General features: G+C 67.8%; 15 protein-coding genes and 2 pseudogenes. 9 read left to right on the plus strand and 8 right to left on the minus strand.

The window, feature by feature from the left end; genetic code table 11:
- The first annotated feature begins 40 nt into the window (after positions 1 to 40).
- The 4 genes from I6H87_RS03645 to I6H87_RS03660 all read left to right on the plus strand — a co-directional run bounded on the left by I6H87_RS03645 (position 41) and on the right by I6H87_RS03660 (position 2685).
- A complete protein-coding gene (locus I6H87_RS03645) occupies positions 41 to 235 on the plus strand; it encodes a DUF1059 domain-containing protein (protein WP_010811536.1) in 195 nt (64 codons plus the stop codon).
- Between the two features lie 211 nt (positions 236 to 446).
- A complete protein-coding gene (modA, locus tag I6H87_RS03650) occupies positions 447 to 1220 on the plus strand; it encodes a molybdate ABC transporter substrate-binding protein (protein WP_010811535.1) in 774 nt (257 codons plus the stop codon).
- Between the two features lie 18 nt (positions 1221 to 1238).
- On the plus strand, positions 1239 to 1949 hold the full coding sequence (modB, locus tag I6H87_RS03655; protein WP_010811534.1) for a molybdate ABC transporter permease subunit: 711 nt from the start codon (positions 1239 to 1241) through the stop codon (positions 1947 to 1949).
- Between the two features lie 13 nt (positions 1950 to 1962).
- Complete coding sequence (locus tag I6H87_RS03660; RefSeq protein ID WP_011614647.1) at positions 1963 to 2685, plus strand: ATP-binding cassette domain-containing protein; 723 nt, start codon at positions 1963 to 1965, stop codon at positions 2683 to 2685.
- Here I6H87_RS03660 and I6H87_RS03665 read toward each other — a convergent pair.
- From I6H87_RS03665 to I6H87_RS03680, 4 genes are all read right to left on the minus strand, one after another.
- Complete coding sequence (locus I6H87_RS03665) at positions 2655 to 3194, minus strand: class IV adenylate cyclase (protein ID WP_011614646.1); 540 nt, start codon at positions 3192 to 3194, stop codon at positions 2655 to 2657. The two genes, I6H87_RS03660 and I6H87_RS03665, sit on opposite strands and share 31 nt — an antisense overlap.
- An 18-nt stretch (positions 3195 to 3212) precedes the next feature.
- Positions 3213 to 3812: a LysE/ArgO family amino acid transporter gene (locus tag I6H87_RS03670; RefSeq protein ID WP_062804604.1), complete on the minus strand. Its 600-nt coding sequence runs from the start codon at positions 3810 to 3812 to the stop codon at positions 3213 to 3215.
- A 96-nt stretch (positions 3813 to 3908) separates the two neighbouring features.
- Entirely contained in the window at positions 3909 to 4703 is a 795-nt protein-coding gene (locus I6H87_RS03675; RefSeq protein WP_010811530.1) for a TOBE domain-containing protein, read from the minus strand.
- 84 nt (positions 4704 to 4787) lie between these two features.
- Positions 4788 to 7073 carry a DUF3141 domain-containing protein gene (locus I6H87_RS03680; RefSeq protein ID WP_011614644.1) on the minus strand — a complete coding sequence of 762 codons (2286 nt, stop codon included), beginning with the start codon at positions 7071 to 7073 and terminating at the stop codon, positions 4788 to 4790.
- 280 nt (positions 7074 to 7353) lie between these two features.
- Between I6H87_RS03680 and I6H87_RS03685 the strand changes: the two are divergent.
- Both I6H87_RS03685 and I6H87_RS03690 read left to right on the plus strand, forming a co-directional pair.
- Positions 7354 to 7546: pseudogene (locus I6H87_RS03685) on the plus strand (phosphate acetyltransferase); the annotation flags it as partial.
- Between the two features lie 47 nt (positions 7547 to 7593).
- On the plus strand, positions 7594 to 8829 hold the full coding sequence (locus I6H87_RS03690) for an acetate/propionate family kinase (protein ID WP_041687633.1): 1236 nt from the start codon (positions 7594 to 7596) through the stop codon (positions 8827 to 8829).
- A 1-nt stretch (position 8830) separates the two neighbouring features.
- Here I6H87_RS03690 and I6H87_RS03695 read toward each other — a convergent pair whose 3' ends face one another.
- Together I6H87_RS03695 and I6H87_RS03700 are read right to left on the minus strand one after the other, a co-directional pair.
- Positions 8831 to 9652: a tyrosine-protein phosphatase gene (locus I6H87_RS03695; RefSeq protein WP_010811527.1), complete on the minus strand. Its 822-nt coding sequence runs from the start codon at positions 9650 to 9652 to the stop codon at positions 8831 to 8833.
- A 50-nt stretch (positions 9653 to 9702) separates the two neighbouring features.
- Positions 9703 to 9948, minus strand: a complete 246-nt coding sequence (locus tag I6H87_RS03700; protein WP_010811526.1) for a hypothetical protein — start codon at positions 9946 to 9948, stop codon at positions 9703 to 9705.
- A gap of 434 nt (positions 9949 to 10382) precedes the next feature.
- Here I6H87_RS03700 and I6H87_RS03705 point away from each other — a divergent pair, with 434 nt between their 5' ends.
- The 3 genes from I6H87_RS03705 to I6H87_RS03715 are packed head-to-tail and all read left to right on the plus strand — an operon-like array spanning position 10383 to position 13741.
- Complete coding sequence (locus tag I6H87_RS03705) at positions 10383 to 11924, plus strand: DASS family sodium-coupled anion symporter (RefSeq protein ID WP_011614642.1); 1542 nt, start codon at positions 10383 to 10385, stop codon at positions 11922 to 11924.
- Positions 11925 to 11937: 13 nt separating this feature from the next.
- A complete protein-coding gene (locus I6H87_RS03710) occupies positions 11938 to 12987 on the plus strand; it encodes an Ldh family oxidoreductase (RefSeq protein ID WP_011614641.1) in 1050 nt (349 codons plus the stop codon).
- Between the two features lie 58 nt (positions 12988 to 13045).
- The gene (locus I6H87_RS03715) at positions 13046 to 13741 is read left to right on the plus strand and encodes a transglycosylase domain-containing protein (RefSeq protein ID WP_010811523.1); all 696 of its coding nucleotides are present in this window, start codon (positions 13046 to 13048) and stop codon (positions 13739 to 13741) included.
- 393 nt (positions 13742 to 14134) lie between these two features.
- Here the strand turns inward: I6H87_RS03715 and I6H87_RS34850 are convergent.
- Together I6H87_RS34850 and tssM are read right to left on the minus strand one after the other, a co-directional pair.
- Positions 14135 to 14521 (minus strand): annotated as a pseudogene (locus I6H87_RS34850) (TagF domain-containing protein); the annotation flags it as partial.
- A complete protein-coding gene (gene tssM / locus I6H87_RS03720) occupies positions 14500 to 18321 on the minus strand; it encodes a type VI secretion system membrane subunit TssM (RefSeq protein ID WP_011614639.1) in 3822 nt (1273 codons plus the stop codon). The gene tssM and the pseudogene I6H87_RS34850, both read right to left, overlap by 22 nt.
- Between the last annotated feature and the right edge of the window lies 1 nt (position 18322).

An 18322-nucleotide genomic window follows, 5' to 3' on the forward strand; every position in this document is an offset into this window, starting at 1 on the left:
CGGCTCCAGCCCACTCTGCGGGCCGGCGTCAGGAGGCATCATGGCACGCAAGTTTATCGATTGCCGCGAGTTCCCGAGCGACACCCACTGCACGGTGGCAATGAGCGCCGACAGCGAAGACGAACTGCTCGAAGCCGCGGTCCAGCACGCGGTAGCGGTGCACCAGCATCAGGACACCCCTGAGTTGCGCACCCAGTTGAAGTCATTGTTCAAGGATGGCATGCCGCCGGCGTGAAACCGGCACGGCTGGCGCCCGGGGGCGCCGGCTCCCACCACTGGGGCTCATTCGCAGTCCCTGATACAGCACTTAAGCCACGTCGAATACCCATGACGGCCGTCATGGCGCATCATTGACGTAGCGCTATATACAGACGTATATTGCGCGTGACAGTCCACCCGCACAGGCCTTGCCACACGTGCCGGCTGGCCGATTCCCGAGGATTCCGATGTCTGCCCTCCGTTCCTGCCGCCGCGGGTTCCTGCTGGCCGCTTGCGTCGCCACGCTGGCGCTGGCCGCGCCGCCTGCCTTTGCCGCCGACCTGGTGGTGTCCGCGGCATCCAGCCTGACCAATGCCTTCAAGTCGCTGGCCGAGTCGTTCGAGCGCGCCCATCCCGGCACGCACGTGGTGCTGAACTTCGGCGCGTCCGACGTGCTGATGCAGCAGATCATCAAGGGCGCGCCGGCCGACGTGTTTGCCTCGGCCGACCAGGAGGCAATGAACAAGGCCGAGGCCGAGAAGGTGATCGCGCCGGCCTCGCGCCGCAACTTCGCCGCCAACCAGGTGGTGCTGATCGTGCCCGCGGACAGCAAGCTGGCCATCGCCTCGCTGCAGGACCTGACCCGCCCGGAAGTGAAGCGCATCGCCTACGGCAACCCGGCCTCGGTGCCGGTGGGCCGCTACACCCGCGGCGCGCTGGAAGCGGCCGGGCTGTGGGACGCCGTGGCCGCCAAGGGCGTGCCGGCGCAGAACGTGCGCCAGAGCCTGGACTACGTCGCGCGCGGCGAAGTCCAGGCCGGCTTCGTCTTTGCCACCGACGCCGCGGTGATGCCGGACAAGGTCAAGGTGGCCGTGCGCGTGCCAAGCCGCACGCCGGTGACCTACCCCATCGCCATCACCGGCCAGACGCGCCAGCAGAAGGAAGCGGCGCAGTTCGTCGACTACGTCGCCTCGCCGGAAGGCCAGGCCATCCTGTCGCGTTTCGGCTTCCAGAAGCCCTGACGGAACGCTGCGCGCACCATGGACGCCGTCTGGGTACCGCTGCTGCTGTCGCTGAAGGTGGCCGGCTGGGCCACCGCGCTGAATGCCGTGCTCGGCGTCGGCGCGGCCTGGGCGCTGGCGCGCTGGCGCTCGCCGCTGCGTGACGTGGTCGATGCGGTGCTGACGCTGCCGCTGGTGCTGCCGCCCACGGTGCTCGGCTATTACCTGCTGGTGCTGGTCGGGCGCCGTGGCGTCTTCGGTGAGTGGCTGGCGCGCCTGGGCATCGAACTGGTCTTCACCTGGCAGGGCGCGGTGCTGGCCTCCACCATCGTCGCCTTCCCGCTGGTGCTCAAGTCAGCGCGCGCCGCCTTTGAAGGCGTGGACCATCAGCTGGAAAACGCCGCCCGCGTGCTGGGCGTGCCCGAAGCCGGCATCTTCTTCCGCGTCACGCTGCCGCTGGCCGCGCGCGGCATCATCGCCGGCGTGCTGCTGGCCTTTGCCCGCGCGCTGGGCGAATTCGGCGCCACGCTGATGATCGCCGGCAACCTGCCCGGACGCACGCAAACGCTGTCAGTCGCCATCTATGAGGCGGTGCAGGCCGGCGACGACAACACCGCCAACCTGCTGGTGCTGGTGACCTCCGTCACCTGCGTGCTGCTGCTGGTGGTCGCCGGGCGCCTGGTGCCGGCCGCCGCGCGCAATCCCGCTGAACTCTATGAACGCCGGCGCCTGCGCCCGCGCATCCGCTAAGCCGGGACCCGCCATGAGCATGCACGTCAGCATCCGCAAGCAGATGGTCTCGGCCGACCGCCACTTTGCACTGGATATCGATTTCGATTCGGCCAGCCGGCGCATTGCGCTATTCGGACCCTCGGGCGCCGGCAAGAGCCTGACGCTGCGCGCCATCGCCGGCCTGCTGGCACCGGACAGCGGCCGCATCGTGCTGAACGGCCGCACGCTGTTCGATGCCGACGCCGGCATCGACGTGCGCCCGCAAGAGCGCCGGGTGGCCTACCTGTTCCAGGAATACGCGCTGTTCCCGCACCTGACCGTGGGCCAGAACATCGCTTTCGGCCTGTCGCGCGGCTGGCGCAACCCGCGCCGCGGCGCCGTGCATCCGGAAGCGCAGCGCTGGATCGACGCCTTCGGCCTGGCCGACATCGTCGGCAACTACCCGGCGGAGATCTCCGGCGGCCAGAAGCAGCGCGTGGCACTGGCGCGCGCGCTGGTGGCGCAGCCCGACATCGTCTTGCTGGATGAACCCTTCTCCGCGCTCGACCCCGCGCTGCGCGCGCGCATGCGCGCGGAGTTGCGCACGCTGCAGGCCAGCCTGGATGTGCCGATGCTGGTGATCTCGCACGATCCCGCCGATGTCGAGGCGCTGGGCGACCACGTGCTGGAAATCCGCGAGGGCCGCATCTTCGGCAGCGGCACCAGCCGCCACCATCCGCCGGTCTACGCGCCGGTGTCGGCGCACGTGGCCTGAGCCGCGCGCAGCAGGTCGACGTAAGCGCCTTCAATCAGGTTGGACGCGGGAATGCCCAGCCGCGCCAGCAATGCGTGGGCTTCGGCCACGCCGTTCTCCAGGCGCTCGTCTTCGGCCAGCACCACTTCCAATTCCAGGAAATCGCCAAGGTCCTCGACCCGGTCCAGGTGCACGCGCGTGCGGCCAGCCAGGTACAGCGTGCGCAGCTTGCGCACCCGCCCGCCCTCGCCATGCGCCGCGGCCAGCGCCGCGCGCAGGGTATCCGGCGATCGCGTCGGCGACAGGATATAGAAGCTCTCCTTCGGCCCCGCCTCGTCGGCACGCGCATAGAAGATCAGCTCGCCGCGGTCGGGCGCAATCTCGCGCAGCTTGAGCCGGCCGTTGACACAGGGGAAGAAGGTATCGTCCTGGCGGATGTATTCGGGACCGCTGTCGGCCAGCGCTGCCGCATGCGGCAACACGGCTTCGATACTGTCAATGCGGGCCTTGATCTCGACGTTTCCTGGCATGCGTCTGTCTCCTTGCAATCAGCCCAGCAGCAGCCGCGCGGCAATCACCCACATGGTGATGCCGATCACCACTTCCAGCACCTGCCACGCACGCGACCGCGCAAACACCGGCCGCAGCAGCGCCGCGCCATAGCCCAGCGAAAAGAAGAACAGGAACGACGCGGTCATGGCACCCGCGGCGAACTCGCGCGCGTTCCCTGCGAACTGCGTCGACACCGAACCGATCAGCATCACCGTATCGAGATACACATGTGGATTGAGCCAGGTGAACGCCAGGCACACCGCCAGCGCGGCCCCAAGCGGCCGCGGCGCGGCGTCGCTGGGATCCAGCACCGCGTTCGAGCGCCACGCGGCCAGGAAGCTGCGCGCGCCATACCAGATCAGGAAAGCCGCGCCGCCGTAGCGCATCGCCGCACCCAGCCAGGGCAGCTCGCGGATCATCACGGCAAAGCCGGAAACGCCCAGCAGGATCAGCAGCGCATCGGAAAGCGCGCACACCAGGCAGACCCAGAACACATGCTCGCGCCGCAACCCTTGTCGCAGCACGAAAGCATTCTGGGAACCGATGGCAAGAATCAGGGAAAGACCGAGGGAGAAGCCGGCCAGGGCGGCGTGCATTGGATGTGGAACGGCTGTTTTTTTGGGTGGCTATTATTGCACGCCGGGGGCAGCCGCCATGCCCGCCCATCTTCCCATTCCTGCCGCAGGACTACCTCACGCCACTACACCCAGGATCACGCTTGACGCCTTGAACACCGCCAGCGCAGCCACCCCCACCTGCAGCCCCAGCGCTTCCACACTGCCATTGGTCACGATCGCCGCAACCGTACCGCCGCCGTCGAGTTCGATCACCACCTCGGCATTCACCGCACCCGGCATCACGCGCGACACCACGCCCGGCAGCTGGTTGCGCGCCGACAGCCGCATCCCCGGATCGGGCAGCCCCACCAGCACCGAAGATGCCTTGATCAGCGCAAACGCCTCCGCGCCCTCGGCCAGGGCCAGCGTCTCGACGCTTTCATGCGTGATGGTGGCAACGATCTGCTGCCCGCCGGGCAGTTCCAGCACGACCTCGTCATTGACCGCGCCGCCGCGCACGCTGGCCACGCGCCCGAACAGCTTGTTGCGTGCACTGGTCTTGATCATCATTCGCCTCATCAGGTGGATATCGTCGGCCGCCCCCTCGCCCAAGAGCGACAGCTGTGCGACAAAGCGCTGGTGTTCGCCTTCCAGCGCACGATAGGTGCGGATCAGTTGCTCGCCGCGCGCGGTCAGGTGCGTGCCGCCGCCGCCCTTGCCACCGGCGGCGCGCACCACCAGCGGCTCGCCCGCGCTGTTGTTCATGGCATCGATGGCGTCCCACGCGGCCTTGTAGCTGATGCCGACCGCGCGCGCGGCTGCGGTGATCGAGCCGTGTTCGCCGATGGCGGCGAGCAGCGCGATGCGGTCCTTGCCGCCCCAGTCTTGCGAGCCGGAGCGGAACCAGATGGCTCCCTGAAGTTCAAGCATGGATGTCGGGTGCCGGTGGCCGGCACCGCAATGGAGTCCGAGACGCGGCTATGGTAATCCGAATTGCGGATCGGTCCGGCGCACTCAGTCCTGGTGCGCGGCCTCATCCCCCTTGGCTGAGTCGGCAACCTCGCGCGGATGACCCGTCCCCATCACTTCGGCGACTTCGCGATAGCGCCCCAGCCGCTCGCCTGACAGCGGGCCGCCGACCGTCATCACGCGATGCGCCGCCACCATCAGCTTGCGGCGGGTCTCGCGGTCCGGCACCAGTGCCGGCAGCGCCCGGATCGCGCGCTGCGGATCCAGCCTGACGATAAAGCTCTGCTGGCGCACCGCGGTCTTGAACGCGGCCAGGTCGGCCTGGCCGCCGGATTGCCCGGTGGCTTGCTGCTGTTCGCGCGCGATGCGACGCAGCAGGTTGAACGGCCGCTCCTCGATGGCGCTGGGGCGATCGGCAACGTAGGCCAGCACGCGCACAAAGGCCTCCAGCGTGCCACCCTGCCCGATCGCCGCCTCGGCATCATGCAGCCGGCGCGCGGCCAGCTCCTTGCGCAGCGCCACAGTCACGGGCGACTCCAGGTTGACCGGCGCCGGCGCGCGCAGCCCCACCAGCGCCGCCATCGCCGGCGAAGCGTAGATCGCCTCGAAGGCCCGCTCGTACCAGGCATCGCGCAGGTCGCGGAACTGGTCGAGCGCGCTGACGATCTGCGCCGAGGCCGCGTGCTCCAGCGTCAGCAGCGGATTGTCCGCCGATACCGGCGCGCGATGCTCGCGCACCAGCGGCGCCAGCGCGCCGATCCACGCCATCCATGGGTTCACGTCGGTCGCCAGCTCGCGCTCCAGCCGCGCGGGACGCAGCGCGCGCAGCCACTGCGCGCTCAATTCGTTGGACATGGCGCGTACCCACGGCGAGGCGAAGGTGTCGTAGATATGCTGGTTGACCTCGGCCACGCGCCGCACCACCTCGAAGGCGCGCTCGTCGTCGCGGCCGTCGTCCAGCGCCAGGATGTCGGCAATGCCGCGGCGCTCGAAGCGCATCAGGTAGCGCCCTTCGACCAGGTCGCGGTGCCGCAGGTCGGGCGCGACGTCTTCGATCTTCGCCTCGTACAGGCCCGGCGGCAGCACGTCGATCAGGTCCAGTGCGCAGAACAGTTCGCTGTGCTCGCGGTTGGCCACGCCCGCGGAGACAAAAATGCCGAGGTGGCCCACGGTCGGGTGCAGGCAGTAGACGATCACCTGGTCGTTGGCGACCAGTTCCTCATCGCTCGCGTACAGGTCCGGGATCCAGTTCAGCGCCTGCTGCGGCGGCGTAATGTTGTCCCCCCAGGAGGCAAAGATGATCACCGGCGAGCGCACGTTGCGCAGGTCCACCACGGTCTTGCCGTCGGTGCTGCGCACCTCGCCCGCGGTGAGCCGGTTGCCGACGAACAGCTTCTGCACGATCCAGTCGATCTCGGCGCGGTTCATCAGGAAGTGGCCACCCCACCAGCGCTCGAAGTCGAGGAAGCGCGGGCCTTCGGTGTCGGCCTTCGCATAGACGTCGTAGAGCTTCTCCCACAGTGTATTGGCGGGATTGAGCTGTTCGAAGTTCTCCACCAGCCAGGCGCCGTCGAAGCGGCCATTGCCCAGGTCAGCAATCAGCGAGGCCAGCCACGAACCGCCCAGCAGGCCGCCGCTGTAGCGCATCGGGTTGCGCCCGCGCACGCCGGACCAGTACGCCAGCGGCGCGCCGGCCAGCAGCAACGGGCCGGTGCGCTCCGGCGCCACCGCGGCCAGCATCATCAGCGCCCAGCCGGCCTGGCAGTTGCCGATGATGAAGGGCTTGCCCGGTGCATCCGGGTGGCGCTCGCCAACGATCTGCAGGAAGGCAGCCTCGGCGCGCGCCACCGATTCGATGGTCTGGCCCGGGCAGGGCTCGTAGAAGAAGGTGATGAAATAGCACGGATGACCGGTGCGCAGCGCGATGCCGATCTCGCTGTCGGCCTTGAAACCGCCGATGCCCGGGCCGTGGCCTGCGCGCGGGTCGATCACCACGAAGGGGCGCAGGGCGGGATCGGTCGGGCTGTCCGCCGGCGGCACGATGCGCAGCAGCGCGTAGTTGGCGGGTTCAGGCAGCTGGCGGCCATCGGCCAGCAGTTCGTGCTCGAACACCAGCACGGGCGGCATGCCCTCAAGCTCATGCTCGGCGGACTCGTTGCCGCGCTGGCGCAGGATGTCGAGCAGCAGCACGGTGCGCTGCCAGGCGTCCAGGGCGTATTCCAGCGCCGGCTGTGCCAGTGCCGCGAACGGGTTGGCGTGCGCGGACAGACTGGTAGCGGTCGAGGTGGCGCTGCTGTCCCGCGGCAGGTCGGCGCGTTCGCGTGCGGTCATTCCACTCCCCTGGTTGGCGCCCCGTCCGGCGTATCCGCGCGCTTGGCGGCGCGGCCGAAGTGACGCATGTTGCTTTGCAACAAAACCAAGCGTACCAGCCGCTGCCCTGCGGTGCAACCCAGAGACTGGTTGCGCGCAATGCCACACTGTTAGCGCGCCGCGCGGTCATCGACTGGAAAGAATCGTCGCCTATACTGGCGCAGGGCACTTTGCGCACCGCAGCAATCGCGCACCCGCGCGCGGCCGGCGGGCTGCGCACCGGGCGGCGCCTGTCGCAAGGGAAGCGGGCAATATGCTGGCCAAGCAGCTGACCTTCCTGGCCGGCGCCGAAGCCGCCGGCATCGTGCTGGGCGCGCGCGTTCCCATCATCCTCACCAGCCGGGCCGACAGTGTGCGCGCGCATCGGCAGCTGCGCCATTGCCGTGCTGCTGGCCCATGCGCGCCGCAGCGCCGCAGCCGCGGCGCAGGTCTGAGCCATGCCCGTGCAGCCCTTGCGCAACCACTTGGGAGTCCATCCAGCGTGCCCGCCATCCACCCCGCCGTGCATCCCGTCATCCTCGTTGTCAACGCCGGCTCATCCAGCGTCAAGGTCTCGGTCTACGCCGTGCCCGACGCCGCGCATGGCAATGCCGACATCAACCCGGTGCTGAGCGCGCACGGCCAGATCGAGGGCATCGGCGTGGCGCCGCGCCTGACCGCGCGCATGGTCGACGGGCGCGTGGTCGCCGACGAGACCTTCCCGCAGGCCCAGGTGGCCGACCACGACGCCGCCTTCCGCCTGGTGCGGCTGGTACTGAGCGTGGGCCTGCGCGACAACCCGCCGGTGGCGATCGGCCATCGCGTGGTGCATGGCGGTGCCGACTATGCGCAGGCCGTGCGCATCGACGACGAGGTGATCGCAAAGCTGGAAGCGCTGGTGCCGCTGGCACCGCTGCACCAGCCGCACAACCTGACTGCAATCCGCGCGGTGCGCGAGGCTGTGCCGGACCTGCTGCAGGTGGCCTGCTTCGACACCGCCTTCCATGCCGGCCACGACGTGCTGGCGCAGCTGATGGCGCTGCCCTACGCGTACTACGAGCGCGGCATCCGGCGCTATGGCTTCCACGGGCTGTCGTACGAGTACATCGCGCGCCGGCTGCGCCAGGTCGCGCCCGACCTGGCCGAGGGCCGCGTGATCGTGGCCCACCTGGGCAACGGCGCCAGCCTGTGCGCCATGCGCGACGGCCGCAGCGTGGAAAGCACCATGGGCCTGACCGCGCTCGACGGCCTGCCCATGGGCACGCGCTGCGGCTCGGTCGATCCCGGCGCGCTGCTGTGGCTGGCGCAGCAGGGCATGAAGCCGGCCGAGATCCAGACGATGCTGTACCAGGAATCCGGGCTGAAGGGACTGTCAGGCGTGAGCAGCGACATGCGCGCGCTGCTGGCCAGCGATGCGCCGCGCGCGCGGCTGGCGCTGGACTTCTACGCCTACCGCGCCGCGCAGGAGATCGGCAAGCTCGCCACCACGCTGGGCGACCTTGACGCGCTGGTGTTCACCGCGGGCATCGGCGCCAACTCGCCGCCGGTGCGCGCACGCATCTGCGAACACCTGGCGGGGCTGTTCGGCATCGCGCTCGACGGTGGCGCCAACGGCGAGAACAGCCAGCGCGTCAGCCGCGACGACAGCCGCGTGCCGGTGCTGGTGCTGCCGACCGATGAAGAAGGGATGATTGCGCTGAACACCGCCCGCATCCTGCGCGAATGCGGGCAGCTCTGAGTCAGCCTGCCAGGTAGTGCCCGCGCAGCTGCGCGACGTCCACTTCGAGCGCGTCGCGCAGGTAGTTGTCGACGCTGCCCCAGCCCGCGTCGATGGCCCGCATCGACGCATCGAGATAGCTGGCGCGGACTTCCAGCAGCGGCGTCATCACCGCGGGGGCCACGCCAAGCCCGGCCATGCGCGCCAGCGCAGTCTGGTTGAACTGCGCATTGCGCTGGTTCGACTCCAGGTAGTTGGCCAGGATATCGTCCTGCGCCACGCCCAGCGCCGCCAGCAACAGCAGTGCGGCAAAGCCGGTGCGGTCCTTGCCGGCGGTGCAGTGGAACAGCAGCGTCTTGCCGCCTTGCGCGGTACGCATGAAGCCGGCAAAGGCCTCGCGGTAGCGCACCGGGAAGTCGCCGTAGACCTCCAGCATGAAGGCATCCATCTGTGCCGGCGTGCTGGCGCGCAGGCGCGGCATCAGCACATCCATCGCCATGCTGCCCTCCAGCACCGGCGCCGCCACCCAGTGGAAGCGCTGGCCGAAGGCGGCCTCTTCAGGCGACTTCTCGCCGGGCGAACGGAAATCCACCACCATGTCGAGCCCGAGCGTCTGCAGCCGCTCCAGGTCCGCCGCGCTGGCCAGCGCGGGGTTGCCGCTGCGGTACAGGCGCCCCTGGCGCACGCGGCGTCCGCCCGCGCCGGCCAGGCCGCCCAGGTCGCGCGCATTGCTGATGGTGTCGAATGCCAGGTCATGCCGGCCCTGCACGCTGGCCGCGGCCGGAGCCTGCGGCACGACGGCATGGGCGGACAGGCATCCTGCGCGTTGAAGCCACTTGATCATTGTTCTTTCCTGATTGTCCTTGCGATGCAGGCCGATGCTGTGCCGGCGCTTCAGCGCGCGCGGTACGCCGGCACATGCCAGCGCAGGTGGCAGCCGGCGATATAGCGCCGGTCCAGCCGCGCCACCAGCTTCCACACCGTCAGCGCACTGGCATCGATATCGACCCACGCCCACGGGTGCTTCGGGTCGCCCGCTTCCACCAGTTCCACCGAACGGATCTTCGCATACCGCGCCAGCGCCTCGCGCAGTGCCGCCGCGTCCAGGCCTGCTTTCAGTCCACGTACTAAAACCTTCATGGTCGGCTCCAATTATTTCAGATCACTCCCGCTCATGCATCACCCGGCCGGGGCCATGGTGGCGCGCTTGCGCACACACCGCCGCCAGACCTTATGTGGCGAGCTTCTCACTGGTATGACGCCTGCGGCGGCGCGGGTATCCATTGATCACACGTGGACTTGATCTTGCTCATGGCGGGCGGAAATAGCTTGGAATCGCCCTCGACAGGGCCGGCTGCCGGTCGGAAAATTCCTATCATGTCGAACGCGGCGGCCACGCCAGCAGCGAGGCCGCTCCGGGCACACCGCACACGGATGCCGTCTCGCGACCGACACCTGCCTGTCCTGCCGGCCGCGCTGTGCCAGCGCCGGCGCGCCGCACTGTCTGCCGAGAGCCGTCCGAGCCAGGTGCACCCGGGTACCGAGCAGGATCACCAACCAAAAGGATGCCGGCAATGACAGATACTTCCGCCTCCCCCCCTTCCGCCCCTTCCGCCCCTTCCGCCCCTTCCGCCGCGGCTGCACAGGCTGTCGTGCCGGCGCCGAAACTCACGCTGCACTGGGGCCTGTTCGCCGCCGTTGCTGCGCTGCTGGTGGTGCTGGCGATCCCGCAGCCCGAGGGGCTGACCGTCGCCGGCCAGCGCATGCTGGCGATCCTCGCCTTCGCCATCGTGGTGTGGATCACCGAGGCGGTGTCATATGAGACCAGCGCCATCATGATCACCTCGCTGATGGCGGGGCTGATCGGCTTTGCGCCGACCGTCAACGACCCCTCGGTGCAGTACGGCACCTCGAAGGCGCTCGGCATGGCGCTGGCGGGGTTCTCCAACACCGCGCTGGCACTGGTCGCCGCGGCGCTGTTCATCTCCGCGGCGATGACCGTGACCGGGCTGGACCGGCGCATCGCGCTGGTGACGCTGTCTGCCATTGGCACCAGCACGCGCCGCATCCTGATCGGCACGATCGCCGTCACCATCGCGCTGAGCCTGGTGGTGCCCAGCGCCACCGCGCGCAGTGCCTGCGTGGTGCCGATCATGATGGGCGTGATTGCAGCGTTCGGCGTCGACAAGAAGTCCAACATCGCCGCCGGCATCATGATCACGGTGGCGCAGGCCACCAGCATCTGGAACGTCGGCATCCAGACCGCCGCGGCGCAGAACCTGCTGACGGTGGGCTTCATGGACAAGCTGCTGGGCGAGCGCATCACCTGGCTGCAATGGCTGATCGCGGGCGCGCCATGGGCCATCGCAATGTCGGTGGTGCTGTATTTCCTGGTGCGCTTGCTGCTGCCCGCCGAAACCGACGCCATCCCCGGCGGCAAGGAAGCCGTGCAGCGCGAGCTGTCGGCCCTCGGCCCCATGAGCGCGCCGCAGAAGCGGCTGGCCGCGGTATCGCTGGGCCTGCTGCTGTTCTGGGCCACCGAAGGCAAGCTGCACAGCTTCGATACCGCCACCGTGACCTTCGTCGGCCTGGTGATCCTGATGATGCCGCGCATCGGCGTGATGGACTGGAAGACCATGCAGCAACGCACGCCGTGGGGCACGCTGATCGTGTTCGGCGTCGGCATCAGCCTGGGCACGGCGCTGCTGTCCACCAACGCCGGCCAGTGGCTGGGGCAGTTCGTGGTCACGCATTCCGGACTGGCGGCGCACGGCGCGCTGCTGGTGTTTGCGATCCTGTCGGCCTTCCTGATCCTGATCCACCTGGGCTTTGCCAGCGCCACCGCGCTGACCGCGGCACTGCTGCCGATCCTGATCGCGGTGCTGCAGACACTGCCCGGCGACATCAACCGCGTGGGCATGACCATGCTGCTGGGCTTTACCGTCAGCTTCGGCTTTATCCTGCCGATCAACGCGCCGCAGAACATGGTGTGCCTGGGCACGGAAACCTTCAACGGCCGCCAGTTCGCGCGCATCGGCATCCCCGTGACGATCATCGGCTACGCCATGATGCTGCTGTTCGCAGCCACCTACTGGCGCTGGCTGGGCTGGGTCTGAGGAGGTACGAACCATGAAGATCTCCCTCACCAGCGCCCGCCAGCTTGCCCGCGACATCCTCGCCGCGCAGCAGGTGCCCGCCGACATCGCTGACGACGTGGCCGAGCACCTGGTCGAATCCGACCGCTGCGGCTATATCAGCCACGGCCTGTCGATCCTGCCCAACTACCGCACCGCCCTCGACGGCCACAGCGTCAACCCGCAAGGCCGCGCCAAATGCGTGCTGGACCAGGGCACGCTGATGGTGTTCGACGGCGACGGCGGCTTCGGCCAGCACGTGGGCAAGTCCGTGATGCAAGCAGCGATCGAGCGCGTGCGCCAGCATGGCCACTGCATCGTCACTCTGCGCCGCTCGCACCATCTCGGCCGCATGGGCCACTACGGCGAGATGGCGGCCGCCGCCGGCTTTGTGCTGCTGAGCTTCACCAACGTGATCAACCGCGCGCCGGTGGTGGCGCCGTTCGGCGGCCGCGTGGCGCGGCTCACCACCAACCCGCTGTGTTTCGCCGGCCCGATGCCCAACGGGCGGCCGCCTCTGGTGGTGGACATCGCCACCAGCGCGATTGCCATCAACAAGGCCCGTGTGCTGGCCGAGAAAGGCGAGCCGGCGCCCGAAGGCAGCATCATCGGCGCCGACGGCAACCCCACCACCGACGCGTCAACCATGTTCGGCGAACACCCCGGCGCGCTGCTGCCCTTTGGCGGCCACAAGGGCTACGCACTGGGCGTTGTGGCCGAGCTGCTGGCGGGCGTGCTGTCCGGCGGCGGTACCATCCAGCCAGACAATCCGCGCGGCGGCGTGGCCACCAACAACCTGTTCGCGGTGCTGCTCAATCCCGCGCTGGACCTGGGCCTGGACTGGCAGAGCGCCGAGGTCGAGGCGTTCGTGCGCTACCTGCACGACACACCGCCGGCGCCGGGCGTCGACCGCGTGCAGTACCCCGGCGAGTACGAGGCCGCCAACCGGGCGCAGGCCAGCGACACGCTAAACATCAACCCGGCCATCTGGCGCAATCTTGAGCGCCTGGCGCAGTCGCTCAACGTGGCCGTCCCCACGGCCTGAAGGTTCCGCCTGCGGCGGGACTCGCACCCTGCCGCACACGGCTGGCACAATACGTGCCATGAAAAGACTCTGGTCCGCCTTCATCAAGCTGCTGGTGCTCGCCGTGATCGGCGGCGCGCTGCTGGCTGCCATCGCCATCCTGGCCGCCAACCGGCAGCTGCCGTCGCTCGACGCCCTCACCGCCTTCCGCCATACGCCCGACTACGTGCCCATCGGCAAGATCCCGCGCGAGCTGACCGGCGCCGTGGTGGCGATCGAGGATGAGCGCTTCTACGTGCATGACGGCATCGACTACATCGGCGTCGTCCGTGCCGGCGTTGCCAACCTGTCGGACGAGCTGTCGCAGGGGGCATCGACCATCACCATGCAGGTGGCACGCAATTTCTACCTGTCGCGGGACAAGACCTATACCCGCAAGCTGTACGAGGTGCTGCTTTCATACCGGATTGAAAAGGCGCTGACCAAGGACGAGATCCTGGAGTTGTACATGAACAAGATCTACCTGGGCCAGGGGGCGTACGGCTTTGCCGATGCGGCGCGGACTTACTTTGGCAAGCGGCTGGATCAGTTGACGCTGGCTGAGTGTGCGATGCTTGCCGGGCTCCCCAAGGCGCCGTCGGCTAATAATCCGGTGGCGAATCCGAGGCGGGCGCGGCAGCGGCAGGTTTATATCCTGCAGCGGATGCTGGAGCTTGGACGGATCTCGCGAGGAGAGTATGACGGGGCATTGCTGGAGCCGTTGAGGCTGAGGTAAGCCGTCGGTAATGGCGCTGGCAGAAAATTCCCCCCTGGAGGAAGGATCAGAGTCCGGCCACGATTCGGCGAATGGAAGCAACGCCGTCAATCTCGATAGCGCAGTGGGCAGCGGACTGCCAAACGCTGCCAAGGCTGCCATCGCGCAATAGGCCCGGGGGCCAGTCGTCTCGCGTTGACTTTGGCCCGATAACGCCGTCGCCTGAAGCGCCAGGCCGGGATGGGCCAGCCGCCTGAGCGAACGCTGGGCACGCTCACGCCAGCCTGGCCGATGGCGGGCCCAGAGGGCATCGACCGCCGCGGCCAGGCCGGTGCGGTCCGCCGTGTGTGTGTGGCCGTGCACGATTTGCACCAAATCGGTAAGCCACTGTGCGGGCGCGGCAAGGATATGACCGGCCCATTGCGCGCTCGCGGCCTGCCAGACCACCAGCGGATAGCGGCGCCCAACCCGGTCATGCGATGCAGCCAAGACACCGAGCAGGTAGCTGCTTTCGCTGGGAAACTGCAGGCCGCACGGCCGCAGGATGAAGAGGCATGGTCCAGACGGGCGCAAGCGGGACTGAACCGAGAGACTGGGCGGGGTCAGGTGCAGCCAATGCCGGACGCCGCCGCCCGCGGAATGCGACGCCGCCCTCGCCAGGAGTTCGTCGTCCCGATGATCGAACCAGCTCCGCCACGCCTGCACCTGGTCCAGCGGCGCATTGTGGCGAACAAAGTCTCCCAGCGCTGGCAGCTTGCCGAAAATCGACGGCGCCGTGATCACCCGGATCTCCCGGGACACTGGAAGCCCTGCAGCAGCCCGGTGGTCCAGGGGTTGGCGAGGCTGCCGGTATTGATATCGAGCTTCGCCCTGCGGCCGTCGAAGTCATATTCGGCCATGAAGTGGCTGGCGCTAGCGGAGCCGGCGAGCCTGCCCTTGGCAATCACCCGCATCAGGGCCCACGGGCCGTTGGCGGCCAGCGTCGAGGTATCCGGACGAATCCGGGGGCTGGCAGTGATCTCGGCCCCTTGCCCGCCCCGCGGTCCCGGCCAGGTCACCTTGAGCGGGATGACCGGACCGTGCACGTAACGCTGGCTCTGTCCGTCGAAGTCCATGTTCAGCTCGACGATTTCGGGATCGAGTTCCACCACCTTCAGGTCGACCTTCCAGGCCATCTTCTTCGCTCCCGGATCCCGGAAGAACACTTCCCGGATTTCCCTGGCGCGCTGGAACGGCACCAGACTCGGGCCAGCCACGGGCGGCACGTCGGGGGCGGTCAGCTTGTAGCGCCAAGGCGAGATGGTGGTATCCACGTGCGGCGCCAACACCTTCTGGAAAAAGTCGTCCAACACTCCGCCCGCGGCGAAGACGCGTGCAAAGTCTTCCGGGTCCACGTCCTGCATCGACGTCGGCGTGAACGGATACTTGCCGTCGATGGCGCCGCGGCAGCTCTCGCCGATGACGGCGTCCATCTGCGCAATCAGGATATCGCCAACACCCTTGTTGACGTCCCTGGCGCCCTGCACGACCAGGTCGGTCAGCACCGCCTTGAAGGGCGCCGGCAGCTTCGCCGCCTCCATGCGCAACTGCTCGCCTGCATCCGCGGGCGGCGGCAGGTTCCGGGTGCTCAGCGCGTTATTGGCCACTACCAGACTGGTGTAGTAAGCATTGACGATGCCGGCAATCGTATCCAGTTGCGGCTTGCCGGCGGTGTCCCGCGCGCCTGGCGCCGCCGCGTCGGCCTGGCCGGTAACCACTTCGCGCAGCGCGGCGAAGCGGTTATCGACCAGCTCGCGTTCCTGACGGGCCTCGGCACGCACGCTCAGTGCGCTGGCTTTGTCGGCCTTCTTGTCCAGCGCTGACAACGCCTTCTCCGCAAGGGACTTTTCCTCGGGCTCGAGCGTGCGGCTGAGCGTCGTTTCTTGCACCGCGGCCCTGCCCAGCCGGGCAAGCGGTGAATCCGGCGCGGCAAAGTTGCGCAGGATCTCCAGGTCAAAGGCCAGGTTGCTTCCCGTCACGGTCCGGATGTCACCCAGAAACTTCTCCCAGTTCCGGGCATATTCGCTCAGGTAAAGGCGCCGGATCTCGCGCGTGAGCGGATCATTGCCCGTGAGCCGGCCGACGGCATTGTCAGCCGTTTTTTTTTGAGCGCCAGGCCCTGTTCCACGCCCCATCACCCAAATGTCGACCGCCTGCGCCCTGGCGACAAACTCCGGCAAACGGACATTGAACAGGTCGTGGTAGCCGGCATAGGTAAAAAGCCCCGGAATACCGCGCTCCAGCGGCTCGCCGCTGGCCCGGGTAAAGACCGTGCCGGCCTGGGGACCGACCGCGCGCACCAGCGTGAAATCCTGCGGTGCCTCTTCCATCATGGCCGCCTTGGCGCGGTCATACAGGCGTTCGACCGAGGTATCGCTGTCCAGGAAATCGCGCGCCGAGCGGATCAGTGCCTCGTTCTTTGCGTAGGGCGACAAGACCGGCCGGCTGCCATCGAGCAGGCTGTCCAGATGCTCCAGCACCGCCACGCGGCCACCAAAGGCATCCGCCCCGTTGCCCGTCGCCCAGTCGCTGCGCACCCAGCTACGCACGTCGGATGCGTTGAACTTGTCCTTGTCATGCAGCATCAGGTAGACCCGCAGCGTGTCGTAGGCCTGCTTGGCGTCGCGCTGACTGACCGCCGTTGACAGCACCGCTTCGACCCGGCGCACCAGGTACGGCACCAGCAGGTTGTCCTGCAACCTGGTATGGGTCAAGGTCGCGGCGCCCAGCACCGGCACCACGCTGTACAGGCCATAGCGCCAATCAGCAGAAGGATTGACCAGATCCAGGCCGGCGTAGGCAGGCAGGTCGCGGGCCGCTCCCAACACCTCCGGCATCGCATCAGGCTGCGGCTTCTTGTAAAACGCCGTTACCGTGGCGGCCAGCGCCTTGGCTTTCTCCTGCACCACCGCCAGATAGCTGCGATTGTCGCCAAAGCTCGTATAGAGCGCTCCGGCTAGCCACAGGGAAATGACCAGCACCAGCGCATGGCCAAACAGGCGCAACAGGCGGAAGCGGAACTCCCAGCGCAGGTTCGGCTTCACCAGGTGCGCCTCGGGCACGATGATGCGCTTGAAGACGTCCTGCAGGAAGTAGCTGCGGTTGCCGGTTGACTTTTCCGCGACGGCGGCGTCCTGGGCGCCAGACTTCCCGTTGCCACGCACCCGCCGGATCACGGTGCTCGCATCCGCGACGATCGCTTCCCCGGTTTGCGCCGCACTGGTGAAATACACGCCGCGCAACATGGAATTCCGCTCGGTGTCGTCATAGCGCGAGTCAAGGAATACCTGCTCCAGCATCGCGACAAGCGGCTCCGTCACGCTCGCGAACTCGTCGCTCAGCGCGTAGAGCGCCCGGCGTCGGGCCAGATCGAACTCCTCATACAGCCGTCCGACCTGCCCGGCTTCCAGCCGCTCCACCAGCGCCCACATCTCCTCACGGCACTGCGCAACAACATCGATTGCTGGCTGTCCCCGCCGCCGCTTTCCCGCAACCGGAAAGGTGAACCCCAAAGGCTGGGCACGGCCTTCGCTGGTCAGGTACTGGCAATAGTCCGTGAAGCCGGCAAGCTGATCGACCTTGGTCACCAGCACGTAGACAGGAAACTGGATGCCCAGTTCCTCGCGCAGTTCGGCCAGGCGCGCCCGAATCCTGGCCGCTTCGATCACCCGCTCCTCTTTGGAGTGCCAAAGCAGGTCCTCCACGCTGATCGTCACCAGCGCGCCGTTGATCGGGGCGCGGGCGCGATATTTTCGCAGCAGGCCGAGGAATCCCTTCCATTCTGCCGGGTCGATCGCCGAACCCGCTTCCTGCGCCGTATAGCGGCCTGCCGTGTCGATCAGAACCGCCTCATTGGTGAACCACCAATCTGCCTGCTCGGTGCCATCCCGTGCGCGAGCCGCCGCACTCATCTGACCCGCGATAGGGAATTGCAGTCCGGCGTTCAGCAACGCCGTCGTCTTGCCGGCCCCCGGCACGCCAACCATCATGTACCAGGGCAGTTCATAGAGGTAGCGGCGGCCTTCGAACAGGCGACCGACCCGGCTGCCGCTACGCATGCCCTTGAGTTGTCGCAGGGCAGTCTGAACCGCCGTGTTCAGCCTGGCGATTTCATCCTTGGCCACAACCTCCTCGCGCTTCCCGCCAAAGTTCAGCAGGCTCTCGACAAAAGTCTTGTCCGTGCGTGCGCGCTGCCAAAGCAGGTACAACACATAGCCGACGAACACGAGCACAATCGCCGCGATCAGCAGAATGCGGACTGAGCTCGGCTCCAGCGGATGGCTGGCGCCAATCGCAAGCAACGGCCCCGCATGCCAGATCAGCAGACACAGCGCGGCGAGGCCTGTCGTGGAGACCGGCCAGCCAAGCAACCAGAACAGCGTCGTTGCCAGCAACAGCACCATGAGCGTGACGCGCGCGCCGATGCCCGCCAGCGGATGCATGCTACTGAACCCGAGCAGCGGCCCGATGAACCAGATAGCTGCCGCGACCATGAGCACGGCAATGAGCGCGAGCGTCTGCCGGGAGAACAGCACAGCGCCGATACGTTTCAGAAATTCCATG

Source organism: Cupriavidus necator (genome assembly GCF_016127575.1).
GTDB lineage: Bacteria > Pseudomonadota > Gammaproteobacteria > Burkholderiales > Burkholderiaceae > Cupriavidus > Cupriavidus necator_D.